This window comes from Streptomyces cyaneochromogenes, from assembly GCF_003963535.1.
GTDB classification, from domain to species: domain Bacteria; phylum Actinomycetota; class Actinomycetes; order Streptomycetales; family Streptomycetaceae; genus Streptomyces; species Streptomyces shaanxiensis.
Genome location: NZ_CP034539.1, coordinates 8,974,193 through 8,999,294, shown reverse-complemented (window position 1 = coordinate 8,999,294; position 25,102 = coordinate 8,974,193). Strand labels below are relative to the sequence as shown.

23 protein-coding genes are annotated in these 25,102 nt (G+C 70.2%); 1 reads left to right on the top strand and 22 read right to left on the bottom strand.

Going from position 1 to position 25,102, the window contains the following annotated elements; all coding sequences use genetic code 11:
- Nucleotides 1–280: 280 nt before the first annotated feature.
- Nucleotides 281–2,368 (bottom strand): alpha-galactosidase, encoded by a 2,088-nt coding sequence (locus tag EJ357_RS40610; protein WP_126396796.1) that lies wholly within the window; start codon nt 2,366–2,368, stop codon nt 281–283.
- A 180-nt stretch (nt 2,369–2,548) separates the two neighbouring features.
- Here EJ357_RS40610 and EJ357_RS40605 point away from each other — a divergent pair, with 180 nt between their 5' ends.
- Complete coding sequence (locus EJ357_RS40605; RefSeq protein ID WP_126396794.1) at nt 2,549–3,346, top strand: tyrosine-protein phosphatase; 798 nt, start codon at nt 2,549–2,551, stop codon at nt 3,344–3,346.
- A gap of 59 nt (nt 3,347–3,405) precedes the next feature.
- Here the strand turns inward: EJ357_RS40605 and EJ357_RS40600 are convergent, their stop codons facing one another.
- From EJ357_RS40600 to EJ357_RS40510, 21 genes are all read right to left on the bottom strand, one after another.
- Nucleotides 3,406–3,525, bottom strand: coding sequence for a DUF6126 family protein (locus EJ357_RS40600; protein WP_126396792.1), 120 nt, complete (start codon nt 3,523–3,525; stop codon nt 3,406–3,408).
- Nucleotides 3,522–4,145 (bottom strand): helix-turn-helix domain-containing protein, encoded by a 624-nt coding sequence (locus EJ357_RS40595; protein WP_126396790.1) that lies wholly within the window; start codon nt 4,143–4,145, stop codon nt 3,522–3,524. The genes EJ357_RS40600 and EJ357_RS40595 overlap by 4 nt, the downstream gene beginning before the upstream one ends.
- A gap of 99 nt (nt 4,146–4,244) precedes the next feature.
- The gene (locus EJ357_RS48650) at nt 4,245–4,397 is read right to left on the bottom strand and encodes a hypothetical protein (RefSeq protein ID WP_175647696.1); all 153 of its coding nucleotides are present in this window, start codon (nt 4,395–4,397) and stop codon (nt 4,245–4,247) included.
- 164 nt (nt 4,398–4,561) lie between these two features.
- Nucleotides 4,562–5,947: an aspartate aminotransferase family protein gene (locus tag EJ357_RS40590; protein WP_126396788.1), complete on the bottom strand. Its 1,386-nt coding sequence runs from the start codon at nt 5,945–5,947 to the stop codon at nt 4,562–4,564.
- Complete coding sequence (gene dxs, locus EJ357_RS40585; RefSeq protein WP_228472760.1) at nt 5,944–7,938, bottom strand: 1-deoxy-D-xylulose-5-phosphate synthase; 1,995 nt, start codon at nt 7,936–7,938, stop codon at nt 5,944–5,946. The genes EJ357_RS40590 and dxs overlap by 4 nt, the downstream gene beginning before the upstream one ends.
- A 31-nt stretch (nt 7,939–7,969) precedes the next feature.
- Nucleotides 7,970–9,145, bottom strand: a complete 1,176-nt coding sequence (gene ispG / locus EJ357_RS40580; protein ID WP_126396786.1) for a flavodoxin-dependent (E)-4-hydroxy-3-methylbut-2-enyl-diphosphate synthase — start codon at nt 9,143–9,145, stop codon at nt 7,970–7,972.
- 4 nt (nt 9,146–9,149) lie between these two features.
- The gene (gene hpnH, locus EJ357_RS40575; RefSeq protein ID WP_126396784.1) at nt 9,150–10,172 is read right to left on the bottom strand and encodes an adenosyl-hopene transferase HpnH; all 1,023 of its coding nucleotides are present in this window, start codon (nt 10,170–10,172) and stop codon (nt 9,150–9,152) included.
- Between the two features lie 5 nt (nt 10,173–10,177).
- Nucleotides 10,178–10,819 carry a 5'-methylthioadenosine/S-adenosylhomocysteine nucleosidase family protein gene (locus EJ357_RS40570; RefSeq protein ID WP_126396782.1) on the bottom strand — a complete coding sequence of 214 codons (642 nt, stop codon included), beginning with the start codon at nt 10,817–10,819 and terminating at the stop codon, nt 10,178–10,180.
- Nucleotides 10,819–12,834 carry a squalene--hopene cyclase gene (shc, locus tag EJ357_RS40565; protein ID WP_126396780.1) on the bottom strand — a complete coding sequence of 672 codons (2,016 nt, stop codon included), beginning with the start codon at nt 12,832–12,834 and terminating at the stop codon, nt 10,819–10,821. Before shc ends, EJ357_RS40570 begins: the two co-directional genes overlap by 1 nt.
- 143 nt (nt 12,835–12,977) lie before the next feature.
- On the bottom strand, nt 12,978–14,042 hold the full coding sequence (locus tag EJ357_RS40560; protein WP_175647880.1) for a polyprenyl synthetase family protein: 1,065 nt from the start codon (nt 14,040–14,042) through the stop codon (nt 12,978–12,980).
- Between the two features lie 71 nt (nt 14,043–14,113).
- Nucleotides 14,114–15,541, bottom strand: coding sequence for a hydroxysqualene dehydroxylase HpnE (hpnE, locus tag EJ357_RS40555; protein WP_126396778.1), 1,428 nt, complete (start codon nt 15,539–15,541; stop codon nt 14,114–14,116).
- The gene (locus tag EJ357_RS49780) at nt 15,538–15,681 is read right to left on the bottom strand and encodes a DUF6380 family protein (protein ID WP_228472759.1); all 144 of its coding nucleotides are present in this window, start codon (nt 15,679–15,681) and stop codon (nt 15,538–15,540) included. Before EJ357_RS49780 ends, hpnE begins: the two co-directional genes overlap by 4 nt.
- Nucleotides 15,681–16,643 carry a presqualene diphosphate synthase HpnD gene (gene hpnD, locus EJ357_RS40550; protein ID WP_175647695.1) on the bottom strand — a complete coding sequence of 321 codons (963 nt, stop codon included), beginning with the start codon at nt 16,641–16,643 and terminating at the stop codon, nt 15,681–15,683. Before hpnD ends, EJ357_RS49780 begins: the two co-directional genes overlap by 1 nt.
- Complete coding sequence (gene hpnC, locus EJ357_RS40545; protein ID WP_126396774.1) at nt 16,640–17,539, bottom strand: squalene synthase HpnC; 900 nt, start codon at nt 17,537–17,539, stop codon at nt 16,640–16,642. Before hpnC ends, hpnD begins: the two co-directional genes overlap by 4 nt.
- 389 nt (nt 17,540–17,928) lie before the next feature.
- The gene (locus tag EJ357_RS40540) at nt 17,929–18,708 is read right to left on the bottom strand and encodes an ABC transporter ATP-binding protein (protein WP_126396772.1); all 780 of its coding nucleotides are present in this window, start codon (nt 18,706–18,708) and stop codon (nt 17,929–17,931) included.
- A complete protein-coding gene (locus EJ357_RS40535; protein ID WP_126396771.1) occupies nt 18,701–19,630 on the bottom strand; it encodes an ABC transporter permease in 930 nt (309 codons plus the stop codon). Before EJ357_RS40535 ends, EJ357_RS40540 begins: the two co-directional genes overlap by 8 nt.
- A gap of 96 nt (nt 19,631–19,726) precedes the next feature.
- Nucleotides 19,727–20,599, bottom strand: a complete 873-nt coding sequence (locus EJ357_RS40530) for a glycosyltransferase family 2 protein (protein WP_126400692.1) — start codon at nt 20,597–20,599, stop codon at nt 19,727–19,729.
- A 5-nt stretch (nt 20,600–20,604) separates the two neighbouring features.
- Nucleotides 20,605–21,384, bottom strand: a complete 780-nt coding sequence (locus tag EJ357_RS40525; RefSeq protein WP_126396769.1) for a CDP-alcohol phosphatidyltransferase family protein — start codon at nt 21,382–21,384, stop codon at nt 20,605–20,607.
- Nucleotides 21,362–22,423 carry an iron-containing alcohol dehydrogenase family protein gene (locus EJ357_RS40520; RefSeq protein WP_126396767.1) on the bottom strand — a complete coding sequence of 354 codons (1,062 nt, stop codon included), beginning with the start codon at nt 22,421–22,423 and terminating at the stop codon, nt 21,362–21,364. The genes EJ357_RS40525 and EJ357_RS40520 overlap by 23 nt, the downstream gene beginning before the upstream one ends.
- Nucleotides 22,411–23,163, bottom strand: a complete 753-nt coding sequence (locus EJ357_RS40515; protein ID WP_126396765.1) for a phosphocholine cytidylyltransferase family protein — start codon at nt 23,161–23,163, stop codon at nt 22,411–22,413. The genes EJ357_RS40520 and EJ357_RS40515 overlap by 13 nt, the downstream gene beginning before the upstream one ends.
- The gene (locus tag EJ357_RS40510; protein WP_126396763.1) at nt 23,160–24,968 is read right to left on the bottom strand and encodes a DUF5941 domain-containing protein; all 1,809 of its coding nucleotides are present in this window, start codon (nt 24,966–24,968) and stop codon (nt 23,160–23,162) included. Before EJ357_RS40510 ends, EJ357_RS40515 begins: the two co-directional genes overlap by 4 nt.
- Between the last annotated feature and the right edge of the window lie 134 nt (nt 24,969–25,102).

Genomic DNA, 25,102 nt, shown 5'->3' with positions numbered 1-25,102 from the left:
TCCGTCCGGATTGGTGGCGAACGTAAGCGAGGAAGACGCACGGGAACAAGTGAGAGGTTCCGTCCGAATGCGTTCCTGTTGATCCCTTGTGGGAATTCTCGGTCACACTGCGTAAATTACGGGCACGCCACCCGGCTCAAAACCCCTTGAAAAGCGCGCGAATTACGTGAACATGACGGGCGACGCACGGTCACGAATATGACGCTCCTCACGTGACACTGCTCCAGCTTCCCTTGCTCCAGAGCGAGTTGGAATGAAGGCGCCAATTCGGACAGAACGCCTAGATGCGACGCAGTCGGATAACCGTCGCATCGAGGTCGCCTCGCAGGCCGGTAAATAGTCCGTGATGCAGCAATACGGCACCTCGGTGGAGTTCGCCCGTTTCGCGGCATTCATACGAGGCGGTCGGGTCGAGTCCGCGAAGCCGCAACGCCGGCGCGGCCTCTCCATGGCTCTGCGACTGGAGCCAGGCGAGGACGACCGCCTCGTCGCCGCGCACGTACTGCACGGCACTCAGGCCGCCGCGCGGGGGCCGCAGCCGGTAGAGGTCCCCGCGCTGCACGAGGGGACGGATCTCCTTGTAGAGCTCCACCCACTCCCGCGCCTCGGCGAGCTCCTCCTCGCTCCACTGGGTGAGGTCGCCGCCGACGCCGAGCACCCCGGCCATGGCGCTCACGAACCGGAACCGAAGCGAGCTCACCCGGCCGTTGAGCTGGTTGTTCGGGCTGTCGGTGACCCATGCGGCCATGACCCGCGCCGGATGGATCTGACTGAAGCCGTGCTGGATGGCGAGCCGGTCGAGCGGGTCGGTGTTGTCGGAGGTCCACACCTGGTCGGTACGGCTCAGCACACCCAGGTCGATCCGGCCGCCACCGCCCGAGCAGGACTCGAAGGCGACTCCCGGGTGAGCGTCCCGCAGCCGGTCCAAGAGGGCGTAGAAGGCGCGCACATGATCGATCCAGAGCCGCTGCGGGTACGCCTCGCCGGGCCAGCCCGCGTCGCTGAAGCAGCGGTTGAAGTCCCACTTCACGTAGTCGATCGGGGCACTGGAGAGGATCCCGTCGAGCTGGTTCCAGAGGTACTCCTGGACGTCCTCGCGGGCGAGGTTCAGTACGAGCTGATTGCGGAATTCTGTCCGCTTTCGCCCCTCTTGGTGCTGCACCCACTCCGGGTGGGCGCGATACAGCTCGCTGTCCGGATTGACCATTTCCGGCTCGACCCAGATGCCGAACTGCATACCGAGGGCGTGCACGTAGTCGGCGAGGGGCTTGAGGCCGTTGGGGAAGCGGTCGGGGTTGGGCGTCCAGTCGCCGAGCCCGGCACGGTCACTGGTGCGCGCCCCGAACCAGCCGTCGTCGACGACGAACAGCTCGACGCCGACCGCCGCGGCCCGTCGCGCGAGGGCACGCTGCTGCTCCTCGGAGATGTCGAACCCCGTCGCCTCCCACGAGTTGAACAGCACGGGACGGTCCTGATGGGCGTCCGGGATCACATGCGCACGCTGGTAGGCGTGCCAGGCACGGCTCGCGCCCCCGAAGCCGCCGTCGCTCCACAGCCCGGCGAAGACGGGCGTCACGAACGACTCCCCCGCCGCCAGCCGCAGCAGACCCGACTCGTCGTAGCCGACCCCACCGGTGATCTGCACGCGCGCGTCCGGCAGTTGGGCCACCGCGATCCGCCAGGACCCCGACCAGGCGAGGGCGCAGCCGTACACCTCGCCGCGCTCCTCGGTGGCATCGGTGTCGAGTGCGACCCATGGCAGAAGGGGGTGCCCGGTGTGACCGCGGCGGCTGCCGATGACCTTCTCACCGTAGGTGAGGGAGGACTGCGTCAGCCGGGACTCCGCGGCCCAGCGTCCGTGCAGCTGCGACAGCCGCCAGTCCTCGCGGTCGGGCAGGGTCCAGGTCGCGGAGTCGGCGCGCAGCAGCTCCAGATCGGGCCCCTGGTTGTCCAGGGTCACCCAGCGCTCGACGACGTCGTCACGCATCCGGTAGTGCAGCGTGACGCCCAGCCCGCCGTCCCGGAACCGCAGCCGCAGCTCCTCGCCCTCGGCAACCCCGGCCCCGTACGTCTCGTACGCCTCGAAGGTCCACTCGGTGCCGCGACGCCCGGCAGTGCGCACGGACAGGGCCGGCCGCACGAAGCGGGGGCCGCCCTCGACCGGGTACTCCTCGTGACCGTCGAGCTGCGACTCGAAGGGCCGGTACTCCGGCAGCGGGCGCGCGGCCAGCTCCTCGGCGTCGGCGAGCGCGATCCGCGGGCCCCAGTGGAGGTGCAGCAGTTCGTCGGCCTCCGTCAGGTGGAGGGCGTAACTGCTGGTTGGCCCGGAAAGAACCCAGGTACGTCCACGGTCGGAGATCTCCAGCATCAGGCCCTCACAGATTCGAACAGGTCCACTCAAGCACCAACATCATCAAGGCCCGTCAGCCTCCGATGCAATGCCTGTGGACAACTCATTGCCCCAGGAATCCATGTCGTATGGTCGAGAGCGCACCCCGTCGGCCGCACCGCCGAGCCGCGCCGGCGGGGCCGACTGGGAGGAGCCCCCGTGACGCAGCAGATCCCGTCGACCGAGCCCGAGCTGGCCGGAGTCCGCAACTTCCGCGACGTGGGCGGCCTGCCGACTGTGGACGGACGGCGGGTGCGGTACGGAGTGCTGTTCCGCAGTGGCCACCTCGCGCACGCGACCGAGGAGGACGCCACCTTCCTCGGCTCCCTGGGCCTGCACACGATCTTCGACTTCCGCAACGCGGCGGACCAGAAGCTCGAGGGGCCCGACGTCGAGCTGACGGGCGTGCGCAATGTGAACCTGCCGCTGAGCGACCCCGCGGACGGCGCGGAGTTCTGGCGGATGGTGCGCGACGGCGACATCGACCAGCTGCGCGAGATCCTCTCCGACGGCAGGGCCGCGGGCCGGATGATCGCCTCGTACCGCACGATCATCAAGGAGCGCACCGCCGAGCACTCCCAGGTGCTGCACGCGCTCGTGGAGGACAGCGTCCCCGCCCTGATGCACTGCGCGGCCGGCAAGGACCGCGCCGGGCTGTCCATCGCCGTGACGCTGCTCGCCCTCGGCGTCGAGCGCGAGGCGATCCTCGCCGACTACCTGGAGTCCAACGCCAAGCACCGCCGCTACAAGGTGCACCGCACCAGCAGCTCCGCCTCGGCCTACTCCCCCGAGGTCATGGAGCTGCTCAGTCCGCTGTTCGACGCGCGCGCCGAGTATCTGACGGCGGCCTTCGAGACGATCGAGGAGACGTGGGGCGGCGTCGACGCCTATCTGGAGCAGGGTCTGGGGATCACTCCGCAGGCCCGGGAGCGGCTGCGGGAGCGGCTGCTCGACTGAGGGCGGCCGCGGGCCTCGCCCCGGCCCCCACCGCGTTCCCGGCGCCTTCGCGCCCGCGCCTACCTCGCTCCCATCTCGAACAGCAGGTAGATGAAGGCGGCGAAGACATGCCCCACCGCGATGTAGATGATCAGCCGCACCCACAGGGCGCGCGGGAACTTCTCCTCCATGTTGTTCATGGCCTCTCTCCAGGAGTGGGGCCCAGGCACAGGGTGGCCGTGGGGCTCTGCAGCAGGGTGTGGACGAACAGGAGCTCGACCCCGCCCGGGTCCTGGGCGGCGATGCGGTGCGGGGTGAGCGAGTCGAAGTGCGCGCTGTCGCCGGGCGCGAGCCGGTGCGTGGTGTCCCCGAGGCGCAGCCGTAGCCGCCCCTGGAGCACATAGAGCCACTCCTCGCCGGCGTGCACGCGCACGATGTCGCCCTGCGAGCCGTAGGGCACCTGGACGCGCAGGGCCTGCATTCCGCGTCCGGCCGCGCCCGCCTGGAAGTAGGTCCAGCCGCCCGCCGCGGTCGGTTCCATGTCGGCGGCGCGCACGACGGCGTCCCGGTCGGTGACCGTCTCGCCGAGCAGCTCGGAGACGGTCGTACCGTAGATGCGTGCGAGCGCGAGCAGCATCGGCAGCGAGGGCTGGCGCTGCCCGGTCTCCAGTCGGGAGAGGTGGGCGGGCGACAGCCCGGCGGAGCGGGACGCGGCCTCCAGGGTGAGGGAGGCACGGCGGCGCAGCGCGCGGAGCTGGGGCGCGACGACGGGCAGGACGCCTTCCGACCCGTCCGACGGCTCGGCCTCGGGAGAGTTCATGCCTCCCATTCAGCCCGGCGTTTACCTGATGGGCAAATTTCTTGCCTCAGAGGCAAACGCACCTTCGGCCGCCATAGCGGCCTGATCACCTCCCGGATGTCACTCCGACGCGGTCATCGTCCGGTGTGCCCGCTGCCGGACGTCGGGGTCCGAATGCCTGCGCAGCAGCCGCAGCAGCGACCGCCACTCCTCCGGCCAGTCGAGGCTGCCCGCCGTCGAGGCCACCAGTTGCGCCGCGAGCAGACCGGTCACCGTGCCGCCGGGCCGGGAACGGCAGTGTTTCGAGTGCGGAGAGCAGCTGCTCCGCTGGGCTTGGCATCCGTCGATTGCGCCCCGGGGTGATCGTTCATGCGATCGATTAATGCGAGACGGGGCCTCCCGGCGGCGGGCCCGGTGGAGCCGGGCCCGCCGCCGTGCTAGCGGTTGGCGACCGCCTGCTTGATCAGCGTCTTCCCGAAGTCCCACATCAACCCGCCGCCACTGTGCGCCTCGTCCATCACATCCGTGAAGGCGTCGACGAACCGGTCCACCTCCCGTTCCCCGATGATCAGCGGCGGGATCAGCTTGATGACCTCCAGGTGATCGCCGGAGACCTGGGTGAGGATGCGGTGTCGCTGCAGCAGCGGTACGACGACCATCTGCGCGAACAGGCCCTTGCGTGCGGCCTGCAGCATGGTCCAACGGCTGCGCAGCCCGAGCGACTTGGGCCGCCCGAACTCGATGCCGACCATCAGGCCCCGGCCGCGCACGTCGGCGAGCAGCTCGTACTTGTCGATCAGCGTGGCGAGCCGGGCCTTCAGCTGCTCCCCGGTCGCCCGCGCGTTGGCGACGATCTGCTCGTTCTCCATGACGGACAGCACCGCGAGCCCCGCCGCCATGGCCTGGGCGTTGGACCCGAAGCTCGCCGAGTGGACCAGCACGCGGTCCATGGACGAGTAGACCTTCTTGAAGATCCAGTCCTTGCCGAGGGTGGCGCCCACCGGCACATACCCGCCGGAGAGCGCCTTGGCCACGCACACCAGGTCCGGCTCGACACCGTCCTCGTGCTGGTAGGCGTAGAAGTCGCCGGTGCGTCCCAGCCCCGTCTGCACCTCGTCGGCGATCAGCAGCGCCTTGTGCCTGTGGAGCAACTCCTGGGCGGCCCGCAGATAGCCGGGCGGGGCCTCGTGCACGCCCTTGCCCTGGATCGGCTCGACGATCAGTGCGGCGACGTCGCCCTTCTTCAGCTCCCGCGCCAGGGCATCGAGATCGCCGAGCGGTACAGCCGTGTCCGGCAGCAGCGGGGCGAAGCCGTCCCGGAAGCCGGACTCGCCGTTCACCGACAGGGAACCGGTGGTCAGCCCGTGGAAGGCGTGGTCGCAGTAGAGGACCCGTGGCCTGCCGGTGACGAACCGCGCGAACTTCAGCGCGGTCTCCACCGCCTCCGTCCCGCTGTTGCCGAAGAACACCCGGTCCAGATGCGGGCTGTGCGCGAGCAGCCTCTCCGCCAGCAGCCCGGGCAGCGGCTGGCAGTCGAAGCGGGTGAGGTCGGCGAGGCCGGCGTCGAGGACGTCGTGCAGCGCCTTGCGGACGACGGGGTGGTGGCGCCCCAGCCCCATCACCCCGAACCCGGCGAGCATGTCCAGGTGGTCGTCGCCGTCCGCGTCCCAGAAGTACGCGCCCTCGGCCCGCTCGTAGACCTTGTCGAAGCCGATGGTCTGCAGCATGCGCGGGAGCTGGTGGTTGAGGTACTTCGCGTGCAGCTCGTAGCGCTCGGCTCCGCGCTCGGCCAGGAGTCTGCCGAGGTCGAACTCCGTGGTCATTCGGCTTTCTCCTTGACTGACACGACGTCACGACCGGAACGGCCGTCACCACCGGTACGACCGGTACGGCCGTCATCGCCGCCCTCGGCCTGCCCCGGACCGGCCGGCCCGTCCTCGGCCTCCTTGAGGGCGAGGCTCGCGCTGATCCGGCCGGCCACCTCCACGGGCGTGAGCCCGATGTCGGCGAGCACCTCGCCCCGCTTGGCGTGCGCGAGGAACTGCTCCGGGATGCCGAACCGCCGTACCGGCACGTCGACATCCGCGTCACTCAGCGCCAGCGCCACCGCGGAGCCGACCCCGGAGGAACGGCTGTTGTCCTCGACGACGGCCACCAACCGGTGCTGTACGGCGAGGGGCGCGAGCGCGGGGTCGACCGGCTTGACCCAGCGGGGGTCGACGACGGTGCAGTTGATGCCGCGTGCCTGCAGCAGGTCGGCCGCCTGGAGGCACACCGGGGCCATCACGCCGACGGCGACCAGGAGGACGTCCGGCTCACCCGCGTCGCGGTGCAGCACGTCCAGCCCGCCCACCCGGTCGACCGCCGGGATCGACGGCCCGACCGACTCCTTCGGGAACCGTACGAGCGTCGGCGCGTCGTCGACGGCCACGGCCTCGCGCAGCTGTGCCCGCAGCTGGTCGGCGTCGCGCGGCGCGGCGATCCTGAGGCCGGGGACGACCTGGAGGATCGACATGTCCCACATGCCGTTGTGGGAGGGCCCGTCGGCGCCCGTGACGCCGGCCCGGTCCAGCACGAAGGTCACCCCGCACCGGTGCAGGGCGACGTCCATCAGCAACTGGTCGAAGGCACGGTTCAGGAACGTGGCGTAGATGGCGACGACCGGATGCACCCCGCCCGTCGCGAGGCCCGCCGCCGACACGGCCGCGTGCTGCTCGGCGATCCCGACGTCCCACACCCGGTCCGGGAACCGCTCGGCGAACCTGCCCAGCCCGACGGGGTGCAGCATGGCCGCCGTGATCGCCACGACGTCCTCCCGCTCCTCCCCGATCCGCACGATCTCCTCGCCGAACACCGAGGTCCAGGACGGCCCGTTGGACGGTGCGAGCGGTTCGCAGGTCAGCGGGTCCATCACGCCGACGGTGTGGAAGTGGTCCTCCTCGTGGGCCAGGGCGGGTTCGTAGCCGCGCCCCTTCTCCGTGAGGCAGTGGATCAGCACGGGCCCGTGGAATCGCTTGGCCCGCCTGAGCGCGGACTCGACGGCGCCGATGTCGTGCCCGTCGATCGGGCCGACGTACTTCAGCCCGAGGTCCTCGAACATGCCCTGCGGCGCGAAGGCGTCCTTGAACCCCTTCTTCGCCCCGTGCAGCGACTCATAGATCGTGCTGCCCACCAGCGGGGTCCGCAGCAGTACGTCCTTCCCCCAGGCCAGGACCTTCTCGTAGCTGTCGGTCGTGCGCAGGGTGGCCAGATGGTTGGCGAGGCCCCCGATGGTCGGGGCGTACGACCGCTCGTTGTCGTTGACGACGATGATCAGCGGCCGGTCCTTGGCGGCCGCGATGTTGTTCAGCGCCTCCCAGGCCATGCCCCCGGTCAGCGCCCCGTCGCCGATCACCGCGACGACGTGCCCCTTCTCCCCCTGCACCTGACGGGCCTTGGCGAGCCCGTCGGCCCAGCCGAGCGCGGTGGAGGCGTGGCTGTTCTCGACGATGTCGTGCTCGGACTCCTCGCGCGAGGGGTAGCCGGACAGGCCGCCCTTGCCGCGCAGCTTGGAGAAGTCCTGCCGTCCCGTCAGAAGCTTGTGCACGTAGCTCTGGTGACCGGTGTCCCAGACGATGCGGTCGACCGGCGACTCGAAGACCCGGTGGAGCGCGATGGAGAGTTCCACCACCCCCAGGTTGGGCCCGAGGTGTCCGCCGGTCCTGGCGACCGCGTGCACCAGGAACTCCCGGATCTCGTCGGACAGTTCACCGAGTTCCGCCTCGGACAGCGCCTTCAGGTCGCGCGGCCCCCGGATGCTCTCCAGAATCGTCACGCTCGGGCCCCCTCTCGGTCCGTGCCTTGGTTCAACTCACCGTCACTGCCGGTTTCCCCGTGACGGCGGGGGCGCCCGATGCGGCCCCGTCCTGCTCCATCTGCTCGGCGATCTTCATCGCCTCTTCGATCAGCGTCTCGACGATCTTGGACTCGGAGACGGTCTTGATGACCTCGCCCTTGACGAAGATCTGGCCCTTGCCGTTGCCCGAGGCGACCCCGAGGTCCGCCTCCCGCGCCTCACCGGGGCCGTTGACCACACAGCCCATGACGGCCACCCGTAGCGGCACTTCCATGCCCTCCAGACCGGCCGTGACCTCGTCGGCGAGCTTGTAGACGTCGACCTGGGCCCGCCCGCACGACGGGCAGGAGACGATCTCCAGACGCCGCTGCCGGAGGTTCAGCGACTCCAGGATCTGGATGCCGACCTTGACCTCCTCGGCGGGCGGCGCGGACAGGGAGACACGGATCGTGTCGCCGATGCCCCGCGAGAGCAGCGCGCCGAAGGCGACCGCCGACTTGATCGTGCCCTGGAAGGCTGGACCGGCCTCGGTCACCCCGAGGTGCAGCGGGTAGTCGCACTGGGCGGCGAGCTGCTTGTACGCCTCGATCATCACGACCGGGTCGTTGTGCTTGACCGAGATCTTGATGTCCCGGAAGTCGTGCTCCTCGAAGAGCGACGCCTCCCACAGCGCGCTCTCCACGAGCGCCTCCGGTGTCGCCTTGCCGTACTTCTGCAGCAGCCGCCGGTCCAGCGAACCCGCGTTGACGCCGATGCGGATCGGCGTGCCGTGGTCCTTGGCGGCCCGCGCGATCTCCTTGACCTTGTCGTCGAACTGCTTGATGTTGCCGGGGTTGACCCGGACGGCCGCACAGCCCGCCTCGATGGCCGCGAAGACGTACTTCGGCTGGAAGTGGATGTCCGCGATCACCGGGATCTGCGACTTGCGGGCGATCGTCGCGAGCGCGTCCGCGTCGTCCTGCGTCGGGCAGGCCACCCGCACGATCTGGCAGCCCGAGGCCGTGAGCTCGGCGATCTGCTGCAGCGTGGCGCCGATGTCCGACGTACGCGTCGTCGTCATCGACTGCACCGACACCGGGGCCCCGCCCCCCACCGCCACCGGACCGACCTGGATCAGCCGCGACACACGCCGCTCGGCGATCGGCCGGACCGGTACCTCGGGGACGCCCAAGGGGATGGCGGTCATGGTGTCACTCCCGGTTTCCGGAGACCGTCTCGCGCATGGCGCGCAGCGACTCCTTCAGCGAGCCCATGGTGGCGAGGACGGCGGTGGGCTCGTAGCCGCAGTGCGCCATGCAGTTGGCGCAGCGCGGGTCCTTGCCGCGGCCGTACTTGTCCCAGTCGGTCTCCTCGATGAGCTCGCGGTACGTCGGGACGTACCCGTCGCTCATCAGATAGCAGGGGCGCTGCCAGCCGAACAGCGAGTAGTTCGGGATCGCCCATGCGGTGCACGGGAAGTCGACCTTGCCCTCCAGGAAGTCCAGGAAGAGCGGTGAGTGGTTGAGGCGCCACTTGCGCCGGTTGCCGCCCGCGAAGGCCTTCTTGAACAGCTCCCGGGTCTGCTCGACGCCCAGGAAGTGCTCCTGGTCAGGGGCCTTCTCGTAGGCGTAGGCGGGCGAGATCATCATCTCGTCGACCTTGAGGTCGTCGTTGAGGTAGTTGAGGACCTCGATGATCGTCTGCGGGGTGTCGGTGTTGAAGAAGGTGGAGTTGGTGGTGACCCGGAAGCCGCGCCTCTTGGCCTCCTTCATGGCCTCCACCGCCTCGTCGAACACACCCTCCTTCGCCACCGACTCGTCGTGGCGCTCGCGCAGGCCGTCGATGTGCACGGCGAACGCGAAGTACGGCGAGGGCTTGAACTTGTCCATCTTCTTGCGCAGCAGCATGGCGTTGGTGCAGAGGAAGACGTACTTCTTCTTGGCCACCAACTGCCGCACGATCTCGTCGATCTGAGGGTGCATCAGAGGCTCGCCGCCGGCGATGGACACCATCGGAGCGCCCGATTCGAGCACCGCTCCCACGGCCTGCGCGACGGGCATCCGCTGCTTCAGCACTCCGGCCGGGTGCTGGATCTTGCCACAGCCCTCGCACTTCAGGTTGCAGGCGAAGAGCGGTTCCAGCTCGACGATGAGCGGAAACTTGTCCCGCCTGCGGATCTTCTGTTCGGCCAAGTAAGTAGCGACCTTGATGGACTGACGCAGCGGCATGGCCATCTGGCTCACCTCCTGGGGAGCAGCAAAGAACGGTGCCATTCGAAGAAAGCGGGCAGAACGGAACGAAGAACGCGGAAGGCAGATATTCCACCGCGCAACGTGCCGATCCGGACGAGTTCATGTTCTGGAGCGTCCACGACCACCCGGACGGCCGCAACCGGGCGCTCGCCCGTGCGTACGGCGCCCAGGAGTGTGGCCGCCGACTCCATGTCGACCGCGATTGCGCCGGTCGAGAGCAGGTCGGACCGTTCCCGACCACGGATGACGTGATCGGATCCGGCGAGTGGTCCGGTGTGGACGGTGCGGCCGGGGACGGCGCGCACCAGCTCTTTGACGAGTAGGTCGGTCCCCACGCACGGAATGGTTCCCGCCGGATCCCGGGTCTCCTCGGCGACGACCAGGTCGCCGGGGTGCATCCCGGGAGCGAGCCCCGCACAGAAGCCCGTGGCGAGCACGGCGGCCCCGGCGAGGACCGGGTCGGCCAGCATCCGGGTGACGGAACGTTCGGCCGCCCGGGGGCCCATCCCCGTACGGAGCACGGTGACCGGCCCGCCGGCCCCGCCGCGCTCGCCCGTGCGCAGGGCGAGCTGCTCGATGCCGAGCGCGCAGGCGATCAGCAGCGGGGCCGAGGCGGGCTGTGGGCTCATCAGCTCCCCTTGACCTCGGCCAGGGTCGCCCCGGACCTGTCGGCGAAGGGCTCGCCGTGGACGTAGCGGCCGAGCGCGGTGAGCGGGAAGACCTGCCGGTAGAGGTGGTAGTTGATCGAGAAGTCCCAGGGGAACCCGGTACCGGTGAAGTACGGCTCGTCCCAGGAGCCGTCCGCCCGCTGGGTGGCCGCGAGCCACTCGATGCCGCGCTCGACGGCCTTGGAGTCCCTCTCCCCCGCGGCCAGCAGCGCCATCAGCGCCCACGCGGTCTGCGAGGCGGTCGAGGCACCCTTGCCGCTCCACTCCTTGACGTACCTGTAGGAGCGCAGGTCCTCGCCCCAGCCGCCGTCGTCGTTCTGGACGGACTCCAGCCAGGTCACGGCGCGGCGGATCGCGGGGTGGGAGCCCGGGAAGCCGGCGGCCACCAGGGCGGGTACGACCGATCCGGTGCCGTAGACGTAGTTGACGCCCCAGCGCCCGAACCACGAGCCGTCCGGTTCCTGCTCGGCGAGCAGCCACTGGATGCCGCGCCGGGTGCGCGGATCGTGGGCCAGGCCCTCGACCGCGAGCATCTCGACGACGTGCGCGGTGACGTCCGCCGACGGCGGGTCGATGACCTCGCCGAAGTCGCAGAAGGGCAGCCGGTTCGGGAAGGGGCTGGTGTTGTCGACGTCGAAGGCGCCCCAGGCCCCGTTCCTCGACTGCATCCCGAGGTTCCAGCGCACCCCGCGCCCGATCGCCCTCTCCACCCGCTCCGGGTCGGGGTGCCGGACCCGGCGCAGCGCGAGGACCACCTCGGCGGTGTCGTCGATGTCCGGGTAGTTGTCATTGTGGAACTCGAACGCCCAGCCGCCCGGTGGCAGTTGGGGACGCTTCACGGCCCAGTCCCCGGGCCGCACGATCTCCTCGCCCAGCATCCAGTCCGCGGCCCTGACGAGCTGCGGATGATCGGCGGGCACGCCCGCGTCCACGAGCGCGATCGTCGCGAGGCAGGTGTCCCAGACCGGCGACTGGCAGGCCTCGATCATCCGGGCCCCGTCCTCGCGCCAGACGGCGAACCGGTCCAGCGACGCCAACCCCTCGCGCATCACGGGGTGTTCGAGGTCGTAACCCAGCAGGTGCAGGGCGATGACCGAATACACCGCCGGCGGCTGGATGCCGCCCCAGCAGCCGTCGTTCTCCTGTCGCTCGATGATCCAGCGGGCGGCGCTGTTCATGGCGGCTCTGCGCAGCCTGCGCGGGGCGACCTTGCGCAGCTGGTGCAGCGCCTTGTCGAGCCGCTGGAAGGCGCCCTCCCAACTGACGGCCGGGGCAAGGGGTTTGGGCGGGTTGGGGTGGGCCGGGTCGGTGTGCAGTTCTTCGAGCGGGAAGGGCGCGGGCCGGACCGGGCGCTTCGCGGAGACGATGGTCAGCGGGACGATGGTCTGCCGGGCCCAGCAGCCGAAGTCGTAGATGTTGAGCGGGAACCACTTGGGGAAGTAGATGAGCTCCGGTGGGAGTTCGGGCAGGTCCTCCCACTTCCACCAGCCGAACAGGGCCAGCCAGATCCGGGTGAAGACCCGGGAGGCGGCGATGCCGCCCTGCGCGCGGATCCAGGCGGAGGCCTTCGCCATGTGCGGGGCGTCGGGCGCGTCGCCGGCCAGACGCAGGGCGACATACGCCTCGACGGTTGCGGAGAGTTCGCCGGGCGCGCCGTAGAAGGTGCCCCAGGTGCCGTCCTCGCGCTGTTCGCCTCGGATGAAGAGCGCCGCGGCCTGTGTGGTCTTCTCGTCGCGGATGCCCAGGAACTGACGGAGCAGCAGGTCCTCGGCGTCCATCGTGACGTTCGTCTCGAGGTCGCCCTTCCACCAGCCCTGGGCGTCCTGCTTCGCCAGCAGGAAGTCGGTGGCGCGCCGGACCGCGCGCTCGGCGGCTTCGTGCACCCCTGCCGCCACGGGGGTCTCGGTGTCCGTGTCGCTGGCCGCGGCTGCCCGGGGTGGCAGTGCCCCGGTGCTTCCGTCGGTCGTCGCTGTCATGGCTTCCCCTTCGTGCAGTGCTACAGGTAGTGCGTCTGCTGTGGGTCCGCCGTCGGCCGGTGCGCTTGCTCCAGCTGCACCGGCCGGCGACTACGCGAGGGCTATTCGACCGATACTGATCATCTCTTTTCGCCCGTCGGTGATCATCTCTTTCGTACGACGACGAAGTCGGCGAGCGCCGTGAACCGCGCCCGCACCTGCTCGGGCATGTCCACGGCGTCGAGGGCCTCGACGGCGACGGTGTGCTGTCGGCGTGCCTCATCGGTGGTCCACTCGCGGCCGCCCGCCTCCTCGATGAGGGCGGCGCGGGCCGCGAACTCCTCCTCGGAGAAGTTCTCGAAGTCGCTGCTCTTGGCGTCGGCGGCGAGGATCTCGCCGAGCCGCTCCGATGCCGATCCGCCCGCCGCGAGCGCGGCCACGACCGGCAGGGACTTCTTTCGCTGGCGCAGGTCGCTCCAGGTCTGCTTGCCGGTGGAGACCGGGTCGCCCCAGATGCCCAGGAGGTCGTCGACGGCCTGGAACGCGAGGCCCAGGTGGTAGCCGTACTTCTCCAGGGCGTCGGCCGTGCGGTCGTCCGCGCCGCCGAGGACGGCGCCGATGGAGCTGGCGCAGGCGAGCAGGGCGCCGGTCTTGTTGCCCTCCATCTCCAGGCACTCCTCGACGCTGACGCGGTCGCGGTGCTCGTAGGAGATGTCCTGCGCCTGACCGTCGATCAGGGCACGGGTGGCGGTGGTCAGACGGCGGGTGGCACGGCCGGCCTCGACGGTGCCGAGCTCCAGCAGGACCTCGTTGGCCAGGGCGAACAGGGCGTCGCCGACAAGGATGGCCTGGGCGGGGCCGTGCACCTTCCAGACCGTGTCGCGGTGGCGGCGCTGCTCGTCGCCGTCCATCAGGTCGTCGTGCAGCAACGAGAAATTGTGGACCAGCTCGACGGCCACGGCACCGGGGATGCCTACCTCGGGCGCGGCGCCGGTGACCTCGGCGGAGAGCACCGCGAGGGCGGGGCGAACGGCCTTGCCGCCGTCGCCGGCCGTGGGGTTGCCGTCGGCGTCGATCCAGCCGAAGTGGTAGGCGGAAACGGTGTCCATGGGAGCGGCCAGGCGGCCGATCGCCGCCCGCAGTACCGGCGTGGCCAGGGTCCGACCGCGCTCCAGGAGCGCGGTCACGTCCACCGCGGTCTCTCGAGCGGCCTTCGAGGCCGGGGGCACAGTGGGCACAGTCTCTCCTCTTGTTGCGGTACCGGGGGTGCGGGAGCCTGCCGCCGTGTGCTGGTTGAGCATCACGCCGCCTCCTCGACGTCGAAGAGGTGGCTGGGGCGGGGCCGGCCCAGGGCGCTCAGCGCGGCGCCGGCCGCACTCACGCCACTGCGGACCGCACTCTCCATGGTCGCGGGCCACCCTGTGGCGGTCCACGCACCGGCCAAGCAGAGGCCGGGGACTTTGGTACGGGCGCCGGGCCGCAGCCGTCCGACGCCGGGGGTGGGAGCGAACGTCGCTGTGCGCTCCCTGGTCACGAAGAAGTCCTTCACTTGCGCGCCGCGTGCCCTGGGCAACAGCCGCTCCAGTTCGGGCAGATACCGCTCGCGCAGGGCGGCGACAGGCTCGTCGATCTCGTCCTGCGCGGCCGACTGGGACAGGGCGAGGTACTGGCCGCCGCGCAGCCCGGAGGCCTCGGTCCGGTCGAAGACCCACTGCACAGGGGTGCCGAGGGCCGCGAAGAACGGCCTGCCGAGCACCTTGCGGTCGTAGACGACATGGACGTTGAGGATCGGCGCCGTGCCGATCTCCAGCAGTCGCTCGGGCGCGTCGAGGGCACCATCGGGCAGCAGGTCGTACGCCTCGCGCTGGGCCACGGCGAGCACGACGGCGTCCGTCTCGAGCGTCTCGCCGGGAACCTGAACGCTCCAACGTCCGTTCTCGTCAGTAGAGATGGAGGTGACGCGTGTACGGACCTCGATACGAACGCCCGCCGAGTCGAGCGCCTTGCGGGCCAGCCGGTCATGCAGATCGCCCAGCGGCACATGCGCCCAGCCGATGTCGGCCGCACCCGGGTCGGACAGCAGACCGGTCTTGAACACCATCGCGGCGAGCCCCAGCGAGGCGTCGCCCGCGACCGCGTTGAGAGTGGCGACCCCGACCAGGTCCCACAGGGCCTCGACGGCACGCGCCGACTGACCGTGCGCGGCCAGCCAGCTGCCGAAGTCCTCTGTGTCCAGGGTCGGATCGGCGAGGTCGAGCCCCTTGAGCGCGAGCGCGGCACGCCCCACCTTGGCGCGTTCGGCGAGTGACAGATGCGGATACGTCGCCAGGCTCCGGCCCAGGTGCAGGGGTACGGGCAGGGCGTCGCGCCGCAGCCTGCCGAGCCGCCGTCCCTCGGGCCGCGCCACGTCGAGTACGGGCACGTCGAGACGATCCTGCAACGGCGCCAGAGCCGTCCCCTCGATGCGGTCGAGGAACCAGCGGTAGGCGGTGCAGCAGCGCAGGTAGACGTGCTGTCCGTTGTCGACGGTGAGGTCACCGCGCTGGAAGGAGAAGGCCAGGCCACCGAGCCTCGGCCTGCCCTCGATCAGGGTGACGCGCACTCCGGCGTCGGCGAGCGCGAGCGCGGCGGTGATGCCGGCGAGCCCGCCTCCGACCACGACGGCGTCCCTCCCGGAGCCTCCGGGGATGTCCGCGTGTGCCTCTTCGGGCCCCATGCCGTCGGTCATCGTGCACCCTCCCCTGCGCGACCGCCGTGCCGGTGCTTGAACACCGTACGGCCGGTCGTCTCAGTCAGGGACGCCGCCCGGCTGCGGAGGGTTGCCCGCCACTTTTCGCCAGCGGCATCACCTTGGACCGGAATGTCCATCAGGCGCGCCTCCTGACGGTACGGCTGACGGTTCGGCGGGTCACATGCCGGGCGTCCAGGCCACTCAGGCCGCGCACGGCGACGTAGGCCTTCTCACGCCCGGGCAGGGAGACCCGGCCGCGCAGCACGGCCTCCGGGTCGCGCTCGATGCGGTCGAGGAGGCGGCGGTAGATGCCGGCCATGGCGGCGACGCAGGCGCCGCTGCGCCGGTCGAGCATGGGGAGCAGCCGGTAGCCCTCGGCGAAAAGGGCGCGGGCCCGACGCACTTCGAAGTGCACGAGGCCCGCGAAGTCGGAGCCCTCCGGTGGTGTCGGCCCGCTGAAGCCGGCCGAGCAGCCGAATTTGGCGAGGTCGTCGGCGGGCAGATAGGTACGCCCGCCTTCGGCGTCCTCGCGGACGTCCCGCAGGATGTTGGTGAGTTGCAGCGCGAGCCCGAGCGTGTCGGCATACTCGGGCGCGCGCTCGGCGCCGCGCGCCCCCGGTTCCGTACCGAACACCCCGAGCGAGAGGCGCCCGATCGCGCCCGCGACACAGCGGCAGTAGACCTTCAGGTCGTCCCAGGTCTCGTATGTCTCGCCGCGCACGTCCATCAGGACGCCGTCGATGAGCTCGTCCAGTCCGCCGAGCGGGATCGGGAAGGTGTCGGCGGCGTGGGCGAGGGCGACGGCCACGGGGTCGGTGTCGTCCTCGGCGACCGCCCGGTCACGGACCCGGGTCAGCAACCGCCGGGTGTCCTCGAGTCTGGCGGCCTTGACCTCGCCGGTCAGCGCGCCGTCGCCGATGTCGTCGACGCGGCGCGAGAACGCGTACAGCGCCGACATCGCGCGCCGCTTGGGCGTGGGCAGCAGACGGATGCCGTAGGCGAAGTTACGGGCCTGCTGTCCGGTGACGGCCTCGCAGTAGCTGTAGGCGGCGAGTACCGGTGCGGACACGTGTGGTGCAGACTCCACGGTCCGGATCACCCCTCTCCTCGCAGGGTCACGCCCACCTCGCGCAGCAACTGGAGCTTGCTGGCCTTGGGCGGGCCGGGAAGTACGTCGTATTCGGCGGCGGAGATCGCACGGATCGCCGCCCTTCCCCCCGCCACGAATCCCGCGAGCAGCAGCTTCAGCCTGCCGTGGACGCTACCCACCAGGGGGGTGCCTTCATTCAGGAGGTTCTGGGCACGTTGGGCTTCGTATGCAACCAGTGCGCGCACCGATGCGCCCGCTGATTCCACCGCCAGATCGGTTTCCTGGACGTGAAAGCGCTTCATGTCCTCGGCGGGCAGATAGATCCGGTCACGGTCGAGGTCCTCGGCGACGTCCTGAAGGTGCTCGACGATCTGCAGCCCCGTGCACACCGCGTCCGAGCGGCGGATCCGCTCGGGGGTCTGCGTGCCGGTGACGGCGAGGACGAGACGGCCGACCGGGTTGGCGGACAGTTCGCAGTAGGCAAGGAGATCGTCGTAGGTCTCGTAGCGCCCGACGAGCTGGTCCTGGCGGTTGGCGGCGATCAGGCCGAGGAACGGCTCGGGGGTCAGCGAGCAGCGACGGACGGTCGGCTGCAGGCGGCGGAGCAAGGGGTGACGCGGGGTGCCGTCGAAGGCCCGGCGCAGGTCGGCCTCGAAGGCGTCGAGGAGGACCAGGCGGTCCTCGGCGTCCGCGGCCGACACACCGAGCAGACGGGCGTCGGCGCCGCCGGGAGCGAGATCGCCGTCGCCGATGTCGTCGACGAGGCGGGCGAAGCCGTAGACCGCCATGAGGTCCGTGCGCCAGGCCCTGGGCAGGAAGAACGGCGCCACGGGGAAGTTCTCCGCGGCGGCCTTGTCGAGCGTGCGGCGCTCCGGATCACCGGCGCGGCCGCCTGGTCCCGTCACCGTTGACTGCCCGGGGCGGGGACGGCACAGGCAGCTGCGTTGACCTGGGGAGTTTCCGTAGCCATTGCCGTCACATCTCCCGTTCTACACCGCAGACCCAATGCATACTATTTCGGACACGCCGCCCGGCCGTCCGCACCGTGGCCCGGGGGAAGGTGTCGTTCCTTATCGCCCCACTTGCCGCGTTTCGGTACCGGTACAGCTTACGTTGTACAACGGGGCCGGGCCTGTGAGGGTGTCCTGCACATCACAACAACGCACCGATTGGCGCCAAGATTCCTGGGGCCAGCCGGAGTTGACGTTTCCTTTGCAGACGCGGGGCCCCGCCGGGGCAGTTCCGGCGAGGCCCGGTCAAGCGTGCTGGGCCACACGGCCCATGGCCGGGTGGACTACTTGCCCGTGAACTTCTCGTACTCCTTGAGTACCTCGTCCGTCGGACCGTCCATCCGCAGCTCGCCACGTTCCAGCCACAGGACGCGGTTGCAGGTGTCGCGGATCGACTTGTTGTTGTGACTGACGAGGAACACCGTGCCGGCTTCCTTGCGCAGCTCGCGGATGCGTTCCTCGGAGCGCTTCTGGAACTTGCGGTCGCCGGTGGCCAGCGCCTCGTCGATCATGAGGACGTCGTGGTCCTTGGCCGCGGCGATGGAGAAGCGCAGCCGGGCCGCCATACCGGAGGAGTAGGTGCGCATGGGCAGGGTGATGAAGTCGCCCTTCTCGTTGATGCCGGAGAAGTCGACGATCTCCTGGTAGCGCTCCTTGATCTGCTCGCGCGTCATGCCCATGGCGAGCCCGCCCAATATGACGTTGCGCTCACCGGTGAGATCGTTCATCAGGGCCGCGTTCACGCCCAGCAGCGAGGGCTGGCCGTCGGTGTAGACCTTGCCGCTCTCGGCCGGGAGCAGGCCGGCGATGGCGCGCAGCAGGGTGGACTTGCCGGAGCCGTTGGAGCCGATCAGGCCGATCGCCTCGCCCCGGTAGGCGACGAAGGAGACCCCGCGGACGGCGTGCACCTTGCGGACGCCGCGCTCCTCACCACGCTTGAGGATGCGGCTCAGGGCGGCGGTGGCGCTGCCCTTGCCGGTCTTGGCGCCGTTGACGCGGTAGACGATGTGCAGCTCGTCCGCGACGACGGTGGGAATGTGCGCGTCGGTGTTCCGGTCAGCCACGGCCGTACCTCTCCTCCGCCTTCCAGAAGTACACGAAGCCGCCCACGAAGAACAGCACGGCCCAGCCGAGCGCGACCGCCCAGACGTGGGCGGGGAGGTTCGAGGAGCCGTAGCCGTCGATCAGGGCGAAGCGCATCAGGTCCATGTAGACGGCCGCCGGGTTCCACTGCAGGACGTCGGCGATCCACGCCGGCTTGTCCTTCAGCATGACCGGGATGGAGAACATCACGCCGGACGCGTACATCCACGTCCGCATCACGAACGGCATCAGCTGGGCCAGGTCCGGGGTCTTGGCGCCCGCCCGGGCCATGATCATCGCCAGGCCGGTGTTGAAGAAGAACTGCAGGACGAGCACCGGGACGATCAGCAGCCAGGACATGGCCGGGTAGCTGCCGAAGGCCAGGGCCACCGCGAACAGCACGATCATCGAGAACAGCAGCTGCTGGAGCTGCTGGAGCGAGAAGGAGATCGGCAGTGAGGCGCGCGGGAAGTGCAGGGCGCGGACCAGGCCGAGGTTGCCGGAGATCGCGCGGACGCCGGCCATCACCGAGCTCTGGGTGAAGGTGAACACGAAGACGCCGGTGACCAGGAACGGGACGTACACCTCGCGGGACATGCCGCGGTCGGCCTCGAGGATGAGGCCGAAGATGAAGAAGTACACGGCCGCGTTCAGCAGCGGGGTGGCCACCTGCCACAGCTGGCCGAGCTTCGCCTGGCTGTACTGGGCGGTCAGCTTCGCCCGCGAGAACGCGAGGATGAAGTGCCGCCGGTCCCAGAGCTGGCGGACGTACTCGAACAGCGAGGGTCGGGCGCCGCTCACGGACAGCCCGTACTTGTCGGCGAGCTGTGCCGCCGTCAGTCCCTCGTCGGGCGACGGCGGCTCGCTCACCGCGACACCACCGTCGTGCGTTGTCTCACTCACCGGTTGAAACTTTCGTCTTCGAGATGCGCAGCCTGTGCGGGCATGGCATGAACCTGGGGCCGGGTTACGGCCCCCCTGTTCTCAGGGTCGAGCTTGTCAGATGACAGGAGGTCGGCCCAGTCGGGTCAGCCGCCACACCGTACGCCACTTCATGGGCCTGCGGGGACCGCACGGAGTGGTCCAGCCTTCCCGGAATCCGCCGAACCATGCCCTCAGGGCGGGGCGGGAGGGGCGGCGGACGAGGGTGAGCAGCAGCCAGACGCCCAGATAGACCGGGACGAGGGGGGCGGGGAGGTTGCGGCGGGCGAGCCAGACGCGGTTGCGGGCGACCATGCGGTGGTAGACCGCGTGCCGCGAGGGTGCCGTCGTCGGGTGGTACAGCACCATGTCGGACCGGTAGTCGATCATCCAGCCCGCGTCGAGGGCCCGCCAGGCCAGGTCGGTTTCCTCATGGGCGTAGAAGAACTCGTCCGGCAGGCCGCCGACCTCGGCCAAGACCTGGGTACGGACCGCGTTGGCGCCGCCCAGGAAGGTGGTGACCCGGGAGGAGCGCATCGGGTCGGAGGCCCGCAGCCGGGGCACGTGGCGGCGCTGGGTGACGCCGGTGTCCGGGTCGGCGATGCGGAAGCTGATGATGCCGAGCTTCGGGTCGGCCTCGAAGGCCGTGCGGCACAGCTCGGCGGTGTCGTGGTTCGCGAGGAGGCCGTCGTCGTCGAGGAAGAGCAATATGTCGACGTCGCGACCACTGGGGCCGAAGGCCTCGATGCCGACGTTGCGGCCGCCGGGGATGCCGAGGTTCTCGGGCAGCTCGATCGTGCGGACGCCCTCGGGGACGTCGGGCACCGGGGAGCCGTTGCCGACCACCACGGCCTCGACACGGTCGCCGTCCTGCTTGGCGACCGAGTCGAGGAGGGCGCGCAGCTCGTCGGGGCGGTTGCCCATGGTGATGATCACCGCGCCGACCTTCATGCCGCTCACTTCAGCCTGCTCGAGGCGAGGATGGACACGAGGTGCAGCACGGTCTGCAGCAGCGCGATGCCGGCCAGCACGGCGACGCCGAGCCGGGAGAAGAACAGGTCACCGCGGACCTGGTCGGCGATCGCCAGGACCAGGATCAGCAGGGACGCCTCGATGCCGAGGATGAGGCGGTGGAACTTCAGGGCGGCGGCTGCCCTGCGGGCCAGCGCCATGCCGGAGGAGCGCATCTCGGACGCGGCCTCCTTGACCGGGGCCAGGCCCTGCTGGTGCCGGGCGACGCCGACCAGGTCGGTCTCGGCCTTGATCAGGATCGCGCCGAGCGCGGCCAGCGTGCCGAGGAACGCCCACAGCCAGTCGATACGGCCGCTGCCCCACAGGTCGGCGGCGCGCAGACCGAAGCCGACGAGCACCGCGGCGTCGGTGAGGTAGGCGCCGACGCGGTCCAGATAGACCCCGCCCAGCGAGTACTGCTTCCTCCAGCGCGCGATCTCGCCGTCGACGCAGTCCAGCAGCAGGTACAGCTGGACCATGACGACGCCGAGGACCGCCCCCGGGATTCCCGGCACCAGGAGTGCCGGGGCCGCGAGGACACCACAGATGGTCATCAGGTACGTGAGCTGGTTGGGCGTGACCCTGGTGTTCACCAGGTAGCGGTCGACCCGCAGGGACACCTCACGCATGTAGAGGCGTCCCATCCAGTGCTCACCGCTGCGCCGGTCCTTCACCCCCGCGGGGTGAACGACGGGGCGGAGTTCAGCTACCGATGGCCTTGACATAGTCGGCGTAGATGTCCTTGATCTGGTCGGTTGTCAGGTCGAGGTGTTCGAGGATCGTGTAGCGGCCGGGCCGGGTCTGCGGAGCGAACTCCACGACACGGACGAACTCCTCGTCCGTGAAGCCGATCTCCTGCGGCAGTACCGGCAGCCCGTGCCGACGCAGCACCTCGGCCATGAAGGCCGACTCCTCGTGGGCTCCGCGCAGGTACATCGCGAACGCCGCACCCAGTCCGCACTGCTCGCCGTGGGCGGCGGCACGCTTGGGGAACAGCAGGTCGAAGGCGTGGTTGATCTCGTGGCACGCGCCGGAGGACGGACGGGAGTCGCCCGACACCGACATGGCGATACCGCTGAGCACCAGCGCCTCGGCCAGCACCTGCAGGAAGTCGGTGTCTCCTATACCGCCGGGGTGCCTGAGCACCGCCTCGCCGGCCTGCCGGGCGATCGCCGCGGCGAGGCCGTCGATCTTCTCGCCGTTGACGCGGTTGGCGAGTTCCCAGTCCGCGATCGCGGAGATGTTGGAGATCGCGTCGCCGATGCCCGCGCGCACGAAGCGCGCCGGTGCGTCACGGATGACGTCCAGGTCGATGACGACAGCGATCGGGTTCGGCACACCGTAGGAGCCGCGGCCCGCGTCGTTGTCGAGGGTGGCGACCGGCGAGCACAGACCGTCGTGCGCGAGGTTCGTCGGTACGGCGACCAGCGGGAGGCCGACGCGCGCCGCGGCGAACTTGGCGCAGTCGATGATCTTGCCGCCGCCGAGCCCGACGACGGCGTCGTAGTGGCCGGCCTTTATGTCGCCGGCCAGCCGGATCGCGTCGTCGAGGGTGCCGCCGCCGACCTCGTACCAGCTGGCGCCGGGCAGCGCCGGAGCGAGCCGCTCCTTGAGCCGGCCACCGGAACCGTTGCTGACGGCGACGGCCAGCTTGCCGGAGTGCGAGATGCGCTCGTCGGCGAGCACACCGCCGAGGTCGTCGAGGGCACCCGGGCGGATGTCGACGACGACCGGCGAGGGGATGAGCCGGGTCAGTACTGGCATGCGATCTCCCGTCCCCGGGCGAGATCGTCGTGGTTGTCGATCTCGACCCACGTGACGTCGCCGATCGGCGCCACGTCGATCCGGAAGCCGCGGTTCACGAGCTCCTGGTAGCCGTGCTCGTAGAACTGCTGCGGGTCGGTCTCCCACACGGCCTTGAGGGCGTCGGCCAGCTCGGGGGCGGCGTCGCCCTCGATGAGCGTGACGCCGATGTACTCGCCCGTGGCCTCGGCGGGGTCCATCAGCTTGGTGATCTTCGTCATGCCCTTCTCGGGATCGACGACGACCTTCATCTCCTCGTCGGCCAGGTCCTTGACCGTGTCCAGGGCGAGGATGATCTTCTTGCCGTCGCCGCGGGCGGCGAGCAGCGTCTTCTCGACGGAGACCGGGTGCACGGTGTCGCCGTTGGCGAGGATCACGCCGTCCTTGAGGGCGTCACGGCCGCACCACAGGGAGTAGGCGTTGTTCCACTCCTCGGCCTTGTCGTTGTCGATGAGGGTGAGCTTCAGGCCGTACTTCTGCTCAAGGGCCTCCTTGCGTGCGTACACGGCCTCCTTGCGGTAACCGACGATGATCGCGACCTCGGTCAGACCGATCTCGGCGAAGTTGCCGAGGGTGAGGTCGAGAACCGTGGGTTCGCCCTCTATACCCGCGGGCCCCACCGGCACCAGAGCCTTGGGAAGGCTGTCGGTGTAGGGGCGCAGGCGCCGTCCGGCGCCGGCCGCAAGCACGAGGCCGATCATGCGGTTTCTCCTTCGTCGTGTACGGCGGGCGCCCCAGCGGACACCCAGAAGCGGATGCTCTCGACGAGCACCACGAGGGCCACGGCCACGGCGAGGGCCGTGAGCGCGACCGTGAACTGCGAGGCGGTGAGCGCGGCGGCCAGGACGGTGACGAGCAGCGTCCGCCCTTCGTGCCCCCCGATGGAGCGCACCAGCCAGGCCGGCGGCGCTCCGGCGTTGCCGCGGATGCGGTACACCGTGTCGTAGTGATGGTAGGCGACAGCCGCCACCAGGCCGAAAGCCGCGGGAAGGGCTCCGTTCACCTCCGCTTTGGCCGCGAGCAGCAGAACGGTGCAGTACTCGGCGGCCCGGAAGACGGGCGGGACCAGCCAGTCCAGGGCGCCCTTGAGGGGCTGGGCCACGGCGGCGGCCGAGGTGAGGACGTACAGGGCGGCCATGGCGACGGGGAGCACGCTGCCGTACGGCTCCAGTGCCGCGGCGCCGACGACGAGCACGGCGCCCGGCAGCGCGACGAAGGCACGCGACCCGAGCGGGCCCCGGGCCGGAAGCTTCCGGAGGAACCGGGCGAGGCCCTCGGCGAGCGGCCCGCTGTCGGCGAGGTCCGCCAGCGCCTGCGCCGCCCGGTCCGTGCGCCGCGCCTTGCGCGTCAGCGACCGCAGCACGCGGCCCGCCGTGGTGTACGTCGCCGCGAAGGCACAGCCGATGAGCAGCGCGTAGAAGGTGATGCGAGGGGTCGTGACCGCGGTCAGCACCGCGATCATCGCCCAGCGCTCACCGATCGGCAGCACGATCATCCGGCGCACCCACACCGTCCAGCCGACGCTGTCGAGCTTGTCGGAGAGGGCGGCGGTGGGGCTGGTGTTGGCGGTGGCGTCGTGGTTGGCCTCGTTGAAGGAGAAGTCGACGACGTGCCGACAGGTCTGGAGGACCATCGCGCCGAGGGCGAGGGCCCAGACGTCGTCGCCGCCGCGGGCCGCGCCGAGGGCCAGGCCGGCGTAGTAGGCGTACTCCTTGGCCCGGTCGAAGGTGGCGTCGAGCCAGGCGCCGAGCGTGGAGTACTGCAGGGAGTAGCGGGCGAGCTGGCCGTCGGCGCAGTCCAGCACGAAGGAGAGGATCAGCAGGAGGCCGGCCGCGACGAAGCCGCCCCGGGTGCCGGTGGCCGCGCAGCCCGCCGCGATGAGCGCGGTGATCAGGGAGGCGGTGGTGACCTGGTTGGGGGTCAGGCCCCGGCGGGCACACCAGCGGGCGATGTAGCGGGAGTAAGGGCTGATGAAGTGGGTCGTGAAGAAGCCGTCCCGGGACTTCACGGCCGACTTCAGGCGTACGGCCTCGTCGTCGACGCAGGCCACGGCCTGCCGTGCCTCGTTGCGGGCCTGCGGGTCGGCCGGGACGGCGGCCACCAGGCTGCCGAGCTCGGGGCGGTGCACGTCCGAGCCGTCGTCGGCGAGGGCCGTGACGATGCGGTCGGCGAGACTGTCGACGGCGAGCGCCGTACCGCCGCCCGCGGAGTTCTCGCGGGCCATCGCCCGGGTCAGGGCCTGACGTCCGGCGGGCTGGGCCGTCACGGCGCCCGGGATCGCGGCGAGCGGGAAGCGGGGGTCGGTGAGGCCGAGGCGCAGCGCGTGCAGGTGGCCGACGAAGCGGGCGTCGACGAGGGCGACGCGCTGGTCAGAGGGCACCTGAGCGAGAAGCGTCTCGGCGTCGGCCGGGTCGGCGGCGGCCCGCACGTCGTAGCCGAGGGACCGCAGATCGCCCTCGATCGACGATCCGGGGACCGGCTGACCGGTGAGGATGGCGGTCGACAACCGAACTCACTCCCTGGGTGCCGGCATGTCCGCGCCGGTCATGTACGTGGGTGGCGGCGCCCGTTGGCAGTGGTGGCCGGGCGGCGTGTCGGCAGAGGCTATCGGATGACTGGAAGCCCGCGTTCACCGCCCGT